This is a genomic window from Paenibacillus monticola (assembly GCF_009664975.1).
Taxonomy (GTDB): domain Bacteria; phylum Bacillota; class Bacilli; order Paenibacillales; family Paenibacillaceae; genus Paenibacillus_AQ; species Paenibacillus_AQ monticola.
Window position 1 is genome coordinate 52,064 of sequence record NZ_WJXB01000006.1, and the last position, 13,778, is coordinate 65,841.

Here is a 13,778-nt window from a genome sequence, read left to right on the forward strand (position 1 = left end):
TTTTCGGTTCCTCCTAATTCGTATTTATTCGATTCCATGTTCTTTACGGATATTGTACATACCTTGAATCAAAAGCTCCGCAGGATCGCGATTCAACTGCAGATGTGTCAACAATAGATGTAAAGGAACAGCACACACGTTATTCCCTTCCGTTATCGCTGGAAATCCAGCTTCGAGGACAGGTCCGTGTTCTTGATTCAAAGCTAGATCCGCATGTATTTGCTCTGGGGCAAATTCTTCACGAATTGCAGCTATACATTGCGGAACTAACACATTGTCTATCATCGCTTTGGCTTCCTCTTCACTGGCAACTGGTTTTGGAAGGGGTTGACCTCCCTTGTTCTTCATCAGATCAACGAAGAACGAAGCCATCCAAACTGTAGGATCATTGCCTGACTGGAATCTTGTGAGCAACTCGCGCAGAAAAAACCCGCAGGAATATACATCATCTGAATCAGCCTTTACATGATAAATAAAAACCGGACCATAGGCCTCCAAGTTCAATACTTGTCCCTCAACATATTGAAAATGCAATTTCATAGCTGCGAGGCCGTTATGGTAAACATTATTTACTAGTTCAGCCATCTTCTCTTCAGTCATTTCAACTGGGGTACTACTCTCTTCGTCATTTACTATCTCTTTATTCATAATAAATCCCTCCGTTTACTATCATACCACCCAACACTTAAGGTGACATAAGCTATTTTAGTTAATAAGTTACATAAGGACAAGTGGTAAAAAAATGTCATCAACAATCCCTATGACCGTATAATCAGATATCGGCTCATGGGTAGTAAGTAATTTATACATCAGTAAGTCAAAGGGAAGTGAAATCACTTGGGGATTCATTTTCTCCAGGCTTACCTCTCCGCGCTTCTCAGCGTTTTTCAAAATCTCCATCGTCGCCGTTGCCAACTTGTCTTCGGTTCTCGCTGTTTTATTTGTCTTTGCCCGTGCGGCGATTCCCGGCGGATAAAGCTGCAACGAGTAAACAGTCTCTCGACGTTACTGGCCTCCTGCTGCTGTCTCCTGCCTTCGCCCTACTCATTTATGGCATTGCCCAGATCAGCAAATATGGCGGTTTAAATAGTAGTAGAGTGGTAGTTTCGCTGGTGGTTGGTCTGGCCCTCATGGCCGCGTTTATCTTCCACGCCTTACGTACCACAAAAGCACCCCTGCTTGACCTGCGTTTGTTCAAATCGCGCACTTTTTTCGCTTCAAATGTTACGGTCTTTCTTGCCGGCATGGTCATGAACGGAGCCTTGCTCCTTCTCCCCTTATATTATCAGCAGGTGCGCGGTGAAACGGTATTGTTTACCGGAATATTGTTGATTCCCCAAAGCAACGACTCCGATTGACAAGGCACCAACAGCAACATTGCCAATGGCCAGAATTCCTCTGGCTACGTAAAAGCCACGTCCGATATTAACATAAATCAACGGAACACCGAACAAGATTCTCTTGCTTTTGTATTCATAACGAAACATGGATTTCAAATCTACGATGTGAGGCTTACAGTAGGGTCAGCTATTCCAATATTGTTGGGAACGTCCTTGACCAGATGATCCACACTTACTTGAAACAACTCGCTTAACCCAATCAACTTATCCATTTCAGGATAGGATTGCCCCGATTCCCACTTTGATACGGCTTGCCGTGATACACCCATAACCTCTGCCAAATTCTCCTGGGACAAACCCGTTCAGGTATCAAGCAATTGAAACGCCGCGTTGCCTACGATATGCGTAATCATTAAAGCAATTGCACTTGGGGGTTGTTGCCTGCCGGTTTCAATCCAATGCTGCAGGATGCTAAGATTTGCTGAAGCAATGGAGGTGACCATATAGTCATATGGAATAATCGTATTCGATATATCCAAGTCTATCTGGAGTACCTTGGATAAATGCTGAGTTTTCAGGAATTCCTTGATTCGAATAGCAAAGGATGGGTCACCTTTCGGGCCTAGAATAACTCGAAAGAAATCAGCGTTTTCTCCAAAATACTCTACAACCTTCACCATGGCGGGATAGGGCTCTCTTTTTTCAGCATATTGAAGATATTCATGAGAATCGAGCTTGTCCATCCGCTGTCTCAGACCTTCCCAGATCTCTTCCTTAACCTGTTTGAGCATATCCATGGAATCCATATAATGCAAATAAAAGGTCCCCCGGTTGATATCCGCTTCCTTCGTTAAATCACTGACCGTTATCCGCTCGGCGCCCTTTCTCTCCATCACCTCAATCAAGGCTTTACGCAAAAGCTTCTTCGTTCTTACCTTTCGACGGTCTATTTTTTCCGACATCTATTCTACTCCCCATAATTTTTTTGAAGATAATCAACATCTTTCCGAATTTGTATTCATTACAGTACAACTCTCCACAATTCTGATTATTGAGTTCATTTTACCCCTATTATATGATTCAACTAGAGAAATAATCAACATTGATGTTCAATAAAATACGAGAGGTGAGTGCAGCATGGATCATTCAGATCAAAGGGTAATTGTTATGGTCACTGGAGCAAATTCCGGATTAGGTAAAGCAACCGCCCTTACTTTAGCGAAGCAAAACGCACATGTCGTGATGGTCTGTCGGGATCGGAACAGAGGGGAACTGGCAAGAAAAGACATTATGAGGGAAAGCGGAAATCCGCATGTGGATTTGCATATTTGCGATTTTTCCGGGTTGGATAATATTAAGAGATTTGCACAACTGTACAATGAAAAATACGATCGGTTAGATGTCCTGATTAATAATGCAGGAGTGATCACACGGGAGCGGCTTTTGACAAAGGAAGGCTTTGAAATGCAATTTGGCGTCAATCATCTGGCCCCATTTTTATTAACCAACTTATTGTTGGAATCACTCCAAAGAAGTAAAGCCGGACGAATCGTAACGGTATCCTCTCTTGGCCATGTATCATGTATATGGTAAGATTTTTTTCAATGATTTGCACTTTTCTAAAAAATATCGTTTTTTCAAAGCTTATGCGCAATCCAAACTCGCTAATATTTTGTTCACCTATGAACTGGCTCGTCGTTTGAAAGATACCAAGGTTACAGCGAATTGCCTCAATCCCGGCGAGACTAAGACCAATATTAGCGTATATACGGAAGGAGGGTTGGCACAATTTATAACTCGTCTCTTTCAACCCTTGTTAAAAACACCGGAGGCGGCAGCGGATACATCCGTTTACTTAGCTTTATCACCAGATGTTCAAGGTGTAACCGGAAAATATTTCAAAAACCGAAAAAAAAAATCAAAATCAATGACCTATGATCCAAAATTGGCAGCACGCTTATGGGAGGTCAGCTCTGAACTGGTTGACCTTGATCAACGCTAATCCAGCATGAGTTTATGGATTTTCTGAATGGTATTGATGTTTCTTGAAGTCAGTTTACTTTTATATTTTTTGTTCCCCAATACTTTGGAACCAAAATCAGAACTGAGTGTAGAGCCTTTTGGAACCGTCCAAAAGACTCCGCATTCTAGTACCCTTAGTTGCTCCTGTGGCGTTTGGGGCATGGAATCAAAAAGCTCTTTTAAATCCAAAACCATTTCCTTATCATCACACAGCAAGAGGTAATTGTGGCATTCCTCCGCAACATCCATGGTTTGCGCGGCAATAACTATATCCTGAATGTCTCTGCTGCTGCGGATAATCACATGGGCCTCATAAGAAAAATACTTACTCAGCTCTTCTTCAATAAAAGACTTAGAATCCTGTCCTCCATTTATCCCTTCAGCTATAGTGAAAATCACATTGCCTGTGGCAAGTATAGTTTTAGCGTCTCTAAAACCCATCTTGATAAAAGCCTCTTTCAAGGCATCCATTTTAATATTTATTCCGTTTACATTAATCCCACGTAGGAATGCACAATATTTGTCCTCCATACCCCATCACCAGCTTCCGTTCATTGGATTAGTGTATTCCCTACACCTGTAAGCCCTTTTATTATAGAGTACTATATACACCCGAGCAATCAAACACAAATGCCTGGGAGTAGTGCTGGGATCTATATGATGAGAAAGTATAAAAGCAGATTGATTGATCACCCAAGTGACCCTCAATCTGCTTCTTCTGTTAACGTTCCCCTCTACTCGTCTTATGGTTTAGTAACCAGTTCAGATGCCAGCTTGTCCGCTCCGTCAAATATGGAGTAGCTGTACCCCCAGAACTGGTTGAAATCGATCACGTAAATCGTTTTGTTCTTGATAGCATTCAGACTTTGTAGTGAAGCATCTGCGTAGAAAGCCCCCAGTGTCTGCTCCGAATCAGGTCCTCCGGTATACGATGAGAGCAACAGAACATCTGGGTTGGTCGCGATTAGCTGCTCCTTGCTGATGTCACCTGTAACCGTGCCGAAGCTGTTTTTGAGTCCAAGTAGACCAAGCACATCGCCCGCAAAAGTGTCTGTATTCCCACTGTAAATCGCGATTGCCCCCTCTCCGCCATCCGAAACATACGCAAAGGTCTTCTCTCCACTGGCTGCTGTAGCATCCTTAAGTGTTTGTGCGCGCTTGTTCAATTCCTCAATATAGGCAGATGCCTTCTCCTGTACGTCAAAGATCTGGCCGAGCTGTTCAATATCTTTGTACAGACTTTCAAGTGTAGCTCCCTTGACGCTGGTGTTCTGTACGAACGTCTTAATGCCCAACTCGTTTAGCCCTTCTACAGTCCCGACACCCCAATCCGCATCCGCATACAGATCACTTCGTCCCAGCACCAGATCAGGACTTGCACCAACAACCAGCTCTTTACTGGCATATTCTTTGGAGATTACCGGAATCTTCTTAAATTCCTCTGCCACAGCCGGATCTCCCTCACCGTATAGTGCGGCTACCCCTACCATTTTGTCGGTCAGTCCCAGCTTGATCAGCAGCTCAGCAGCTCCCTGAGTATTGGCCACTACCTTTTCAGGAGCCTTGTCAAAAATTTGCGATTTGGCCTTCCATTCCGTTCCTTCGCCGTTGTTCGTAAAGTTCTCAACCGTGAGTGGATATACCGTCTTGCTGCTTGGAGCAGCTTCCTCTGCCTGTGTATTACTGTCCGCACCCGCTGTTGAGTTTGCAGCTTCATTCTGATTCTGCGTGTTCGACGAACAGGCTGCTATCATAACTGCCATTAACAAAACCGCTGTCAGCGGCACATATTTACTAAATACATTCTTCATCATTCCAAACCCCTTTTCGTTATGTAAGTTTGCTCACTGGATTACACTCGTAAGAATATAGAAGGTTGGATAGTCTGTCAATGAGAATAATTATCATTGACAATCATTCTCATTATGAAATATAGTTAAAATTAAACACATTAAGGAGAATGTTGCGTGCCATGCAAACTGCTCTAGTACCACCATCAGAACCAAAACCTAAGCAATCCATGATTCATTCCCGTTCCGGTTTTATGGCAATAATTGCTGTCCTGCTGATTATTGCTGTATTGTCTGTTGGCGCAGCCGTTTCCTTTGGACAGGTGGCCATCCCCTTCTCACAATCCTACCGGATTCTGCTCTACCACATCACCAGCATTCAAATCGGAGACATCCATGACCTGTCTTCCGGTTCATTCGTCGATATCATCTGGAAGATCCGTTTACCCCGAGTCCTAATGGCTATGTTCATCGGGGCCGGCCTGACGTTATGCGGAACTATCATGCAAGCTGCCGTCCAGAATCCTTTGGCAGATCCTTACATACTCGGCATTTCGTCCGGCGCTTCTCTCGGCGCAACGTTTGCCATCTTAATCGGCTTTGGCTCAATGGGTTTATTGGGTCAAACGGGGCTGGCCTTCTGGGCCTTTGCTGGTGCGGTTGGCGCTTCACTGTTGGTACTGATTCTGGCAAGCGCAGGCAGTAAAATGACTTCGGTTAAGTTAGTACTGGCCGGTATGGTCATTAATGCTTTATGTACAGCCTTCGCCAATTTCATTGTTTATTTTGCCAATAATGCTGAGGGCATCAAGACCGTAACCTTCTGGACGATGGGCAGCCTGGCCGCTTCAAGCTGGGACAAGCTGCCGCTGATCTCCATATCCGTCGCGTTGGCTATATTCTTTTTCCTACTGCAATTCCGCGTATTGAACGCCATGCTGCTCGGGGATGAGACAGCGGTCACCTTGGGAATTCATCTGGGCGCTTACCGCAGAGCTTACATGATCATAACCGCGCTGATTACCGGGGTGATGGTGGCGAGCTGTGGCATGATTGGATTCGTGGGATTGATTATCCCCCATTTGGTTAGAGGACTCGTCGGCTCCGATCACCGAAGACTGCTACCAGCATCCGTATTGTTCGGTGCCATCTTCCTAATCTGGACAGATGTGATCGCCCGAACCATTGTTCCGAATGTGGAGCTGCCGATTGGGATCATTACCGCTCTTATTGGCGCCCCGATGTTCATGTACATGCTGATCAAAAAAGGCTATGCGTTTGGAGGCCAATCCTAATGAATCTGAACGTTGAACATCTGTGTGTATCTTTTTCCGAGGCGAATATTGTAAGGGATGTGTCCCTGAGGGTTAACAACAAGCAATTCGTAGGCCTGATCGGGCCAAATGGCTGCGGAAAGTCCACACTGCTTAAAAGTATCTATAAAGTCATCAAACCACGCCAAGGCGATGTTTATTTATCTGAATTGGACGTTATCAAATCAAGCCCCCGAAAAGTGGCGCAAAAGCTGGGCGTAGTCGGCCAGTTCAATGAACTGAGCTTTGACTTCACGGTACGCGAAATGGTCGCGATGGGCCGAACTCCGCATAAAGGAATGCTGGAAACCGACAACCAAGAGGACGACAGCATCGTCACAGCCGCTCTGCACAAGGTGAATCTGGACACCTATGCTGGACGCAGCTATAATTCTTTGTCCGGTGGTGAGAAACAACGTGTCATCCTGGCCCGCGTGCTGGCCCAGCAGCCCGAATTCATGATTCTGGATGAACCGACCAACCATCTGGACATTAAATATCAGTTGCAAATTTTGAATATCGTAAAAAGACTGGACATCGGCATTCTGGCTGCGCTCCATGATCTCACGCTGGCCGCGCAATATTGCGACTACCTCTATGTGATGAAGGAAGGTCAAGTCGCAGCCAGTGGCAAGCCAGAGGATATTTTGACGAAGGAATTGATCGGGGAAGTATTTGATGTAGCCTGTGAGACTTACCGCAACCCCGTGACCGGCGCGCTTGGAATAGCTTATTTGGAGACTAGATAACTGTTCTTATACAAGTTGATTAGCTCAACAAAAACAGACCGCCACCTAGTCCAACGGATGCGGTCTATTTTTGCGTGTATATATTCAGTCAGCGTTCTTTCAGTCAGTGTTCTTCCGTACATAGCCCCCCCAGCGATATCTCACTCTCGCCATGATCGCGCATCTTCTCCGCAAATTTAGCGATAGTATCCATGACTCTCGTACTTTGGACCGGATAATTCCCTACTGAGCTTTCTGCTGACAGCATCACGGCATCCGTCCCGTCCAGTACAGCCTGAGAAATATCCATTACCTCCGCGCGTGTCGGTACCGGGTGATCGACCATGGATTGAAGCATTTGGGTAGCAGTGATCACATAGGTCTTCGCTCGGCTGCATTCGCGCAGAATCGCTTTCTCTATGAAAGGGATTCGCTCGAACGGTAACTCTACGCCAAGATCCCCTCTCGCAATCATGATCCCATCTGACGACTCCATAATAGATGTAAAGTTACGCACAGCTTGAACAGTTTCGATCTTGGACATGAGTTTAGGTTGACTGTATTTCCTAAGAGTAGATACAAACTCGCGAATCCCCTCCAGATGAGACGCCTCACGGATAAACGAACATGCGATCCAATCCACATGATGCTCCAGCAGAAACTGAAGATCCCGTTTGTCTTTTTCAGTAATGGCAGGCAAGTGAAGTCTTGTTCCTGGAAGGTTGACGCCTTTATGGCTGCCGATAGTTCCTCCTACTACAACTCTTGTAGTGATGCTATCCGAATGCTTGTCCGTCACCTCAAGCTTGACTTCCCCGTCATTGATTAAGATTACGGCTCCTAGTTGAATATCTTCCATTACACCTGGATTATCGAGCGCCGCTCGTTCTCTGCCACCCGGCTCATCCGACTGATCGAGGGTAAACGTGTGGCCCTCTACTAATCGAACTGCATCCCCTTGCACAATCTTCAGCCGAATTTTGGGTCCTTGCAAGTCACCCAAGATCCGTACGGGCTGTCCCAATTCGGCAGCGGCTGCCTGCAAAATGTCGATAACCTGTTTATGCTCCTCATGGCTTCCGTGTGACATATTAAGCCGTGCGATCGTCATCCCGCTGCGCAGCAATTCCTTTAGCACAGCAGATGAAGAACTTGCTGGACCTATCGTGCAGACCAAATCAATACTCATGTGAACTCAGCTCCCCTACCTAATTTACATCCCTGTCACCTTTAATATCTGTTTGCATTGTACGTTTATTGTAACTAAACTATACATGATAGCAGTAGTTTCCACTTCATCACGTAGAAGGAGATATTAAATCATGAAATTGAGCCTGAATTGGATTACACTCAGGGTGCGCGATCTGGAGAAATCCCTTCATTTTTATCACAGTATTCTGGGGCTTCCGATCGAACGCAGATTTGTTAGCAATGGAAAACAGATTGTCATGTTAGGTTCAGCGGGGCAGCCCAAGATCGAGCTTATCCAAGGAAATGACCAGATTTTGAAGCTGGATTGCGGTGTTTCTGTTGGTTTTGAGATAGAGTCGCTCGATGCGGCCATAGAGCATTTGACAAGCCAGGGTATCCCGATAGAGCGCGGACCGATCACGCCAAACCCACACCTGCGGTTCTTTTATGTACTGGACCCGGACGGCTTTGAAGTGCAGCTTGCGAAGCACAGCCAGAGTGGGGCTTTTCAAGATAACAATGCTTGACCTATGCATAACCCTTAGTTTGTTTTCTCATCTTCCTCATCTTCTTCAAAACCGCCATATTGATCGGTTGCTTCTCCTTTGCTCTCCATAATCAGGGGTAGTTTCTCGTTCGGCTGCACTTCCGCGTCTCCCAGATACTGAACAATAATACGCCATTCATCACCATAGTCGAATAAGAGCAACAGCTTTTGTTTGGGTGTATGGAATACTTTGTTGATTTTCGCCCTTTTCACACCGGGGAACTCCATCTTCTCACCGATATCAGCATTACCGCAAGATCGTACAAGGAAGCTCCATCAGCAATTGCAATTTTACGAAAAGGCCGCCCACGAACGGTACTGTTCCAATCGTTTAAGGATACTTTAAATAATTAAGTTTAATTATTCATTGTCATATTCCACTTTATTTAATCTGACCTTCTTGTAGCAAATATTGCACCGCATTCTGGAGTTCTGCCTGCACCTTCTTGTATTCTATGGCATGCCAGGCTCTAAGCAGCGGCACAAACCGAACATTGCCTGTCTCTTTGATCTTCTCAATCAATAGAAGGATCATTCCACGGTTCCGGTCCTTAAGCGTTTCAACGTATATATAGTCACGCTCATCCAGCATTGAAGTAAGCTTGAGGAGCAATTCCTCAGCATATGTCTCACGTTCAATCGCCCACCCTATATCAGAAAAAACAATCATAGGTAATCTGTCGCTATATTCAATTTTCAGATATCTGTTGCGGATCATCCAATCTATTCGGTGCATAATCTCATCCAACTTCAAGTCCTGATAATAGCCATAAACTGGAGACCGTTGAAGCTCATGCTGTAAGATCCGCTTGTCTTTGGAGCCTTTTAGTATTAAGGCCAGCATGTTTCTCCCACCTGTCATGATCAGTTCTTCGGCAGCACGAAGGATCGCTCTGATCTCTTGCTCTGTCAGACTCTTAATATCGCCAGAATCCAGGTGCACTTCAACTTTCGGGCTTCTTCTACCCATCACTTATCCTCCTTCTATTATTGAATGTCACTGTACTTATATCCCCACGTTGGAGAATTAGAATATTTTCGTCGTCCAGGATTCGCAATTCCAAATATCTGTGGCAATATCACGATAAAACTCAGGTTCGTGGGAAATTAACAGCATGCTTCCTTTGTACGCTTTCAAAGCTCGTTTGAGCTCTTCTTTCGCATCCACGTCCAAATGGTTCGTAGGCTCATCCAGCACGAGTATATTAGTTTCGCGGTTAATGAGTTTGCATAGACGTACCTTGGCTTTCTCTCCACCGCTGAGAACCGAGAGTTTGCTCTCGATGTGCTTCGTGGTGAGTCCACATTTTGCCAATGCAGCACGTACTTCGAATTGAGACATGGAGGGGAACGTATCCCATATTTCCTCTAAACAGGTATTGTTCTTGCCTTCCTTTGATTCCTGTTCAAAATAGCCGATCTCCTGATTGTATCCAAGCTCTACCGAACCGGACAATGCCGGGATTTCGCCCAGGATACTGCGCAGAAGAGTCGTCTTCCCGATCCCGTTCGCACCAACAAGCGCTACTCTTTGACCACGTTCCATCAGCAAATCCAGTGGCCGAGATAGCGGTTCCTCATACCCGATAACCAGTCCTTTAGCTTCAAAAATAACTTTGCCTGCCGTTTTGCCATCTTTGAAATTAAACTGCGGCTTGGGCTTGTCCTTCGACATTTCGATGATGTCCATCTTGTCGAGCTTCTTCTGCCTGGACATCGCCATATTGCGGGTAGCCACACTGGCCTTATTGCGGGCAACAAAGTCCTTCAGCTCGGAAATTTCCTGCTGCTGCCGGTTAAAGGCCGATTCATGCTGCTGCTTGCGCATTTCATAGATCTGCTGAAATTGATTATAATCGCCAACATAACGGGATAGCTTCAGGTTTTCCATATGGTAAATCAGGTTGATTACGCTGTTTAAGAAAGGAATGTCATGTGAGATAAGGATAAAAGCATTCTCATACTCCTGAAGATAACGCTTCAGCCATTCAATATGCAACTCATCCAGATAGTTCGTAGGCTCATCGAGGAGCAGAATATCCGGTTTCTCCAGCAGCAGCTTGGCCAGCAATATCTTCGTGCGCTGTCCTCCACTAAGCTCGGATACATCGCGGTCCAGTCCTATGTCAGTAATTCCCAAGCCACGCGCCGTCTCCTGAACCTTCGCATCGATCATGTAGAAATCCTGACTGGTTAGGGTATCCTGGATCGTACCCACTTCTTCAAGCATCTTCTCCAGCTCTTCCGGGGAAACGTCACCCATCCGGCCGTACATATCGTTCATTTCTTGCTCAAGATCAAACAAGTATTGGAATGCACCCCGCAATACATCCTGAATTGTTAACCCCTGGGTCAATGCCGCATGCTGATCAAGGTAGCCGACACGTACCCGCTTGGACCATTCAACTTTACCTTCATCGGGCTGCAGCTTGCCTGTAACAATGTTCATAAACGTGGATTTACCTTCGCCATTCGCGCCGATCAATCCGATATGCTCTCCTTTGAGCAGGCGGAACGAAACATCCTTGAAGATCGCCCGATCCCCAAAACCATGACTTAAAGCTTCAACATTTAATATGCTCATTCATAGACACCTTTTTTTCTGTATTTTATCGTTTATATTATAAGCAGGAATGCGGGGGAATTCAATGGAATGTTTGATTTGTAACATTGTCACAGTGTTAATCCCCTGTAAGTGATAAAATGCAACTGCCAAACTAAACTTCGGTATAAGGAGCTGAGATATATTGAGTCCAAGCGTATTTGAACATCTCTCCCAAATCGTTGCTCTTTTTCCCTGCTTGTCCGAAATCAGTACAGTGGATTGGACCCGGGACGGGATAGAGGTCATGAAGGTGGAAGCTAATCTAGTCATTGAAGAAGGCCAGTTTCTCGAATATGCAGTATTGGTGCTGGAGGGAACGATACGGATGTACAAAATCAGTGCTAGCGGCAGAGAAATTACCCTGTACCGCATTCATGGCGGCGAGTGCTGTCCGCTAATGACGACAAGCATATTAGGAGAAAGTGAATATGAAGCATCTGCCTGCGTGGAAGAAGACGGGCTGGCTCTGCTGATTCCGGTAAACATCTTCCGGGAATGGACAGACCGTTATCAGGGCTTCCGCCAGTTTATATTTAAATCTTTTGCGAACAGGATCATCCTTATGTCCAACCTGCTGGACAGCATCCATTTCAAATCCATCCGTGGACGGATCGCCGAATATTTGATTCAGCATAGCCAAGACAGTGGAGACTTGCTGAATATTACCCATGACACTCTGTCCGTGGAGCTTGGAACGGCGCGGGAAGTGATCAGCAGATCGCTCAAACAATTGGAACGAGAAGGGCTGATCAAACTTTCCAGAGGACAGATTGCACTGATCAGCCGTGAAGGAATGGAGCAGTATCTGGAGCTCTGACTCTGATAATAAACCTAGCAAACCAAACGCCTGGCTAATCGCCAGGCGTTTTTATTTTGAATTCCTGTCTTCATTTTATTTCTGTGTGACAAAGTTACGGTTGTTCCTCGCTGCAATTGGTAAGATCGGTCCTGTAGACACAACCACAATGAAACGGAGGAACAGAAAATGAAAAATGTAGGTGGATCAGATCGTGCTGTAAGAATTATTGCCGGGGTGGCGCTTTTGTCGCTATTTTATTTTCTCCCAGGCTACTGGAAGCTGTTCGGCTTGACGGCCATCCCTTTCCTGGTTACCGGCTTAACACAGCGCTGTGGAATCAACAAGCTGCTTGGCCGGAATACCTGCAGAATCAACTGATAAACCAACTGAAACACCCAATCCAAAGGAGGTAATAATAATGATTATTATGAAAAAGAAACTCACCGCAACAGTTCTTACAGGGATCGTTCTTCTCGCAGGTATGCAATTAGGTAGCGGCGCCACGGCAAATGCCGCAGACAGCTCATTGCCCGTAATTCAGACCTTAAGCACACAATATGATATCAGTCCGAACCGCGTCTTCTACAATGCCAGCACCCGTTATATTCAAATCGACGGCGAAGATGTCCTTAAACCAAATACCATCAAGAATGGTCGGGCTTATGCTCCCAGTGAGAGCATTGCTGCAGCGGTTGCCAAAGCCCAAACACAGCAGCCTTTAACCTTCGTCCTAATCCATGGTGCCTGGGCAGATGCCTCCTTCTGGGATAAAACCGCAGCCGAGCTGCGGAAAGCAGGGCATACCGTCTACGCTCCTGAATATGCCGGTCATGGCACCCTATATGATCCCAATGTGACCCATGAGCAAATTGTCACTTCTGTTGTGGACTATATCAAGTCCAAGAAGCTTACCAATATCGTCCTCGTGGGCCATAGCTTCGGAGGAACGATCATTCAAAAGGTGGCGGAGCAAATTCCGGAACGTATTCACCGACTGGTATTTTTTGATGCTTTTGTGCCGCTTGACGGACAAAGCGTCGTCGATCAGGCTCCTGGACTCGAAGCTGGATTTGGACATTTGCGAGAGGCGTCCGGCAATAATACGCTACCTCTACCCTTCTCCATGTTCCGCGACAGCTTCGTAAATACCGCAAGCCTCAGCTTGGCTAAAGAGATCTATCAAAACGCCAAACCCGAACCTGCAGGACCCTTATTCGAAAAGCTGGATTTAAAAACATTCTATACGCTTGAGCTGCCCAAAAGCTATTTGTATCTGACCTCCGATACCGCCTTGCCACAAGGCAGTTATGGCTGGAACCCGACACAGGCCAGTCACCTTGGACAGTTCCGCCTCATCACCGGCGAAGGCGACCATATGACTACGGCCTTTGCAGCACCTAAATATTTAGAAGAAAAGCTGTATGAAGCTTCCAGAGATTGAAG

18 protein-coding genes are annotated in these 13,778 nt (G+C 45.8%); 9 read left to right on the top strand and 9 right to left on the bottom strand.

Annotated elements, in window-relative coordinates; translation table 11 throughout:
- Positions 1-24: 24 nt before the first annotated feature.
- Complete coding sequence (locus tag GJB61_RS17080; protein ID WP_154120071.1) at positions 25-648, bottom strand: hypothetical protein; 624 nt, start codon at positions 646-648, stop codon at positions 25-27.
- A 179-nt stretch (positions 649-827) separates the two neighbouring features.
- Here GJB61_RS17080 and GJB61_RS31770 point away from each other — a divergent pair, with 179 nt between their 5' ends.
- Positions 828-1,358: an efflux MFS transporter permease gene (locus GJB61_RS31770; protein ID WP_229521961.1), complete on the top strand. Its 531-nt coding sequence runs from the start codon at positions 828-830 to the stop codon at positions 1,356-1,358.
- Between the two features lie 140 nt (positions 1,359-1,498).
- Here the strand turns inward: GJB61_RS31770 and GJB61_RS17095 are convergent, their stop codons facing one another.
- Both GJB61_RS17095 and GJB61_RS17100 read right to left on the bottom strand, forming a co-directional pair.
- Positions 1,499-1,696, bottom strand: coding sequence for a helix-turn-helix domain-containing protein (locus tag GJB61_RS17095; RefSeq protein ID WP_229521915.1), 198 nt, complete (start codon positions 1,694-1,696; stop codon positions 1,499-1,501).
- A gap of 6 nt (positions 1,697-1,702) precedes the next feature.
- The gene (locus tag GJB61_RS17100; protein WP_154120075.1) at positions 1,703-2,302 is read right to left on the bottom strand and encodes a TetR/AcrR family transcriptional regulator; all 600 of its coding nucleotides are present in this window, start codon (positions 2,300-2,302) and stop codon (positions 1,703-1,705) included.
- 175 nt (positions 2,303-2,477) lie between these two features.
- On the opposite strand from GJB61_RS17100, the gene GJB61_RS32205 reads away from it, so the two are divergent.
- Positions 2,478-2,933, top strand: coding sequence for an SDR family NAD(P)-dependent oxidoreductase (locus GJB61_RS32205; protein ID WP_267490819.1), 456 nt, complete (start codon positions 2,478-2,480; stop codon positions 2,931-2,933).
- The gene (locus GJB61_RS32210) at positions 2,914-3,342 is read left to right on the top strand and encodes an SDR family NAD(P)-dependent oxidoreductase (protein WP_267490823.1); all 429 of its coding nucleotides are present in this window, start codon (positions 2,914-2,916) and stop codon (positions 3,340-3,342) included. Before GJB61_RS32205 ends, GJB61_RS32210 begins: the two co-directional genes overlap by 20 nt.
- Here the strand turns inward: GJB61_RS32210 and GJB61_RS17110 are convergent.
- The gene (locus GJB61_RS17110) at positions 3,339-3,893 is read right to left on the bottom strand and encodes a DUF1697 domain-containing protein (RefSeq protein ID WP_154120077.1); all 555 of its coding nucleotides are present in this window, start codon (positions 3,891-3,893) and stop codon (positions 3,339-3,341) included. The genes GJB61_RS32210 and GJB61_RS17110 overlap by 4 nt on opposite strands.
- A 212-nt stretch (positions 3,894-4,105) precedes the next feature.
- Positions 4,106-5,176: an ABC transporter substrate-binding protein gene (locus tag GJB61_RS17115; protein WP_229521916.1), complete on the bottom strand. Its 1,071-nt coding sequence runs from the start codon at positions 5,174-5,176 to the stop codon at positions 4,106-4,108.
- A 158-nt stretch (positions 5,177-5,334) separates the two neighbouring features.
- Here GJB61_RS17115 and GJB61_RS17120 point away from each other — a divergent pair, with 158 nt between their 5' ends.
- Positions 5,335-6,447: a FecCD family ABC transporter permease gene (locus tag GJB61_RS17120; protein WP_154120079.1), complete on the top strand. Its 1,113-nt coding sequence runs from the start codon at positions 5,335-5,337 to the stop codon at positions 6,445-6,447.
- Positions 6,447-7,214 (top strand): ABC transporter ATP-binding protein, encoded by a 768-nt coding sequence (locus tag GJB61_RS17125; protein ID WP_154120081.1) that lies wholly within the window; start codon positions 6,447-6,449, stop codon positions 7,212-7,214. Before GJB61_RS17120 ends, GJB61_RS17125 begins: the two co-directional genes overlap by 1 nt.
- A 103-nt stretch (positions 7,215-7,317) precedes the next feature.
- Here the strand turns inward: GJB61_RS17125 and pyk are convergent, their stop codons facing one another.
- Positions 7,318-8,382 carry a pyruvate kinase gene (gene pyk, locus GJB61_RS17130; protein ID WP_154120083.1) on the bottom strand — a complete coding sequence of 355 codons (1,065 nt, stop codon included), beginning with the start codon at positions 8,380-8,382 and terminating at the stop codon, positions 7,318-7,320.
- 133 nt (positions 8,383-8,515) lie between these two features.
- On the opposite strand from pyk, the gene GJB61_RS17135 reads away from it, so the two are divergent.
- Positions 8,516-8,911: a VOC family protein gene (locus GJB61_RS17135; RefSeq protein ID WP_154120085.1), complete on the top strand. Its 396-nt coding sequence runs from the start codon at positions 8,516-8,518 to the stop codon at positions 8,909-8,911.
- Positions 8,912-8,925: 14 nt separating this feature from the next.
- On the opposite strand, the gene GJB61_RS17140 is transcribed toward GJB61_RS17135, so the two are convergent.
- The 3 genes from GJB61_RS17140 to GJB61_RS17150 all read right to left on the bottom strand — a co-directional run bounded on the left by GJB61_RS17140 (position 8,926) and on the right by GJB61_RS17150 (position 11,515).
- Positions 8,926-9,159, bottom strand: coding sequence for a hypothetical protein (locus tag GJB61_RS17140; protein WP_476703954.1), 234 nt, complete (start codon positions 9,157-9,159; stop codon positions 8,926-8,928).
- A 154-nt stretch (positions 9,160-9,313) separates the two neighbouring features.
- Positions 9,314-9,901 carry an RQC-minor-1 family DNA-binding protein gene (locus GJB61_RS17145; RefSeq protein WP_154120089.1) on the bottom strand — a complete coding sequence of 196 codons (588 nt, stop codon included), beginning with the start codon at positions 9,899-9,901 and terminating at the stop codon, positions 9,314-9,316.
- Between the two features lie 57 nt (positions 9,902-9,958).
- A complete protein-coding gene (locus GJB61_RS17150) occupies positions 9,959-11,515 on the bottom strand; it encodes an ABC-F family ATP-binding cassette domain-containing protein (protein WP_154120091.1) in 1,557 nt (518 codons plus the stop codon).
- Between the two features lie 163 nt (positions 11,516-11,678).
- On the opposite strand from GJB61_RS17150, the gene GJB61_RS17155 reads away from it, so the two are divergent.
- The 3 genes from GJB61_RS17155 to GJB61_RS17165 all read left to right on the top strand — a co-directional run bounded on the left by GJB61_RS17155 (position 11,679) and on the right by GJB61_RS17165 (position 13,776).
- Positions 11,679-12,353: a Crp/Fnr family transcriptional regulator gene (locus GJB61_RS17155; RefSeq protein WP_229521925.1), complete on the top strand. Its 675-nt coding sequence runs from the start codon at positions 11,679-11,681 to the stop codon at positions 12,351-12,353.
- 168 nt (positions 12,354-12,521) lie between these two features.
- Positions 12,522-12,713, top strand: a complete 192-nt coding sequence (locus tag GJB61_RS17160; RefSeq protein ID WP_154120093.1) for a YgaP family membrane protein — start codon at positions 12,522-12,524, stop codon at positions 12,711-12,713.
- 40 nt (positions 12,714-12,753) lie between these two features.
- The gene (locus tag GJB61_RS17165; protein ID WP_229521927.1) at positions 12,754-13,776 is read left to right on the top strand and encodes an alpha/beta fold hydrolase; all 1,023 of its coding nucleotides are present in this window, start codon (positions 12,754-12,756) and stop codon (positions 13,774-13,776) included.
- The last annotated feature ends 2 nt before the right edge of the window (positions 13,777-13,778 follow it).

Excerpts from the sequence above, each read along its gene's own strand:
- GJB61_RS17160 (WP_154120093.1), top strand. The coding sequence starts at position 12,522 with ATGAAAAATGTAGGTGGATCAGATCGTGCTGTAAGAATTATTGCCGGG.
- GJB61_RS17115 (WP_229521916.1), bottom strand. The coding sequence starts at position 5,176 with ATGATGAAGAATGTATTTAGTAAATATGTGCCGCTGACAGCGGTTTTG.
- GJB61_RS32210 (WP_267490823.1), top strand. The coding sequence starts at position 2,914 with ATGTATCATGTATATGGTAAGATTTTTTTCAATGATTTGCACTTTTCT.
- GJB61_RS17110 (WP_154120077.1), bottom strand. The coding sequence starts at position 3,893 with ATGGAGGACAAATATTGTGCATTCCTACGTGGGATTAATGTAAACGGA.
- GJB61_RS17150 (WP_154120091.1), bottom strand. The coding sequence starts at position 11,515 with ATGAGCATATTAAATGTTGAAGCTTTAAGTCATGGTTTTGGGGATCGG.
- GJB61_RS17120 (WP_154120079.1), top strand. The coding sequence starts at position 5,335 with ATGCAAACTGCTCTAGTACCACCATCAGAACCAAAACCTAAGCAATCC.
- GJB61_RS17145 (WP_154120089.1), bottom strand. The coding sequence starts at position 9,901 with ATGGGTAGAAGAAGCCCGAAAGTTGAAGTGCACCTGGATTCTGGCGAT.
- GJB61_RS17165 (WP_229521927.1), top strand. The coding sequence starts at position 12,754 with ATGATTATTATGAAAAAGAAACTCACCGCAACAGTTCTTACAGGGATC.
- pyk (WP_154120083.1), bottom strand. The coding sequence starts at position 8,382 with ATGAGTATTGATTTGGTCTGCACGATAGGTCCAGCAAGTTCTTCATCT.
- GJB61_RS17080 (WP_154120071.1), bottom strand. The coding sequence starts at position 648 with ATGAATAAAGAGATAGTAAATGACGAAGAGAGTAGTACCCCAGTTGAA.
- GJB61_RS17125 (WP_154120081.1), top strand. The coding sequence starts at position 6,447 with ATGAATCTGAACGTTGAACATCTGTGTGTATCTTTTTCCGAGGCGAAT.
- GJB61_RS17135 (WP_154120085.1), top strand. The coding sequence starts at position 8,516 with ATGAAATTGAGCCTGAATTGGATTACACTCAGGGTGCGCGATCTGGAG.
- GJB61_RS17100 (WP_154120075.1), bottom strand. The coding sequence starts at position 2,302 with ATGTCGGAAAAAATAGACCGTCGAAAGGTAAGAACGAAGAAGCTTTTG.
- GJB61_RS17140 (WP_476703954.1), bottom strand. The coding sequence starts at position 9,159 with ATGGAGTTCCCCGGTGTGAAAAGGGCGAAAATCAACAAAGTATTCCAT.
- GJB61_RS32205 (WP_267490819.1), top strand. The coding sequence starts at position 2,478 with ATGGATCATTCAGATCAAAGGGTAATTGTTATGGTCACTGGAGCAAAT.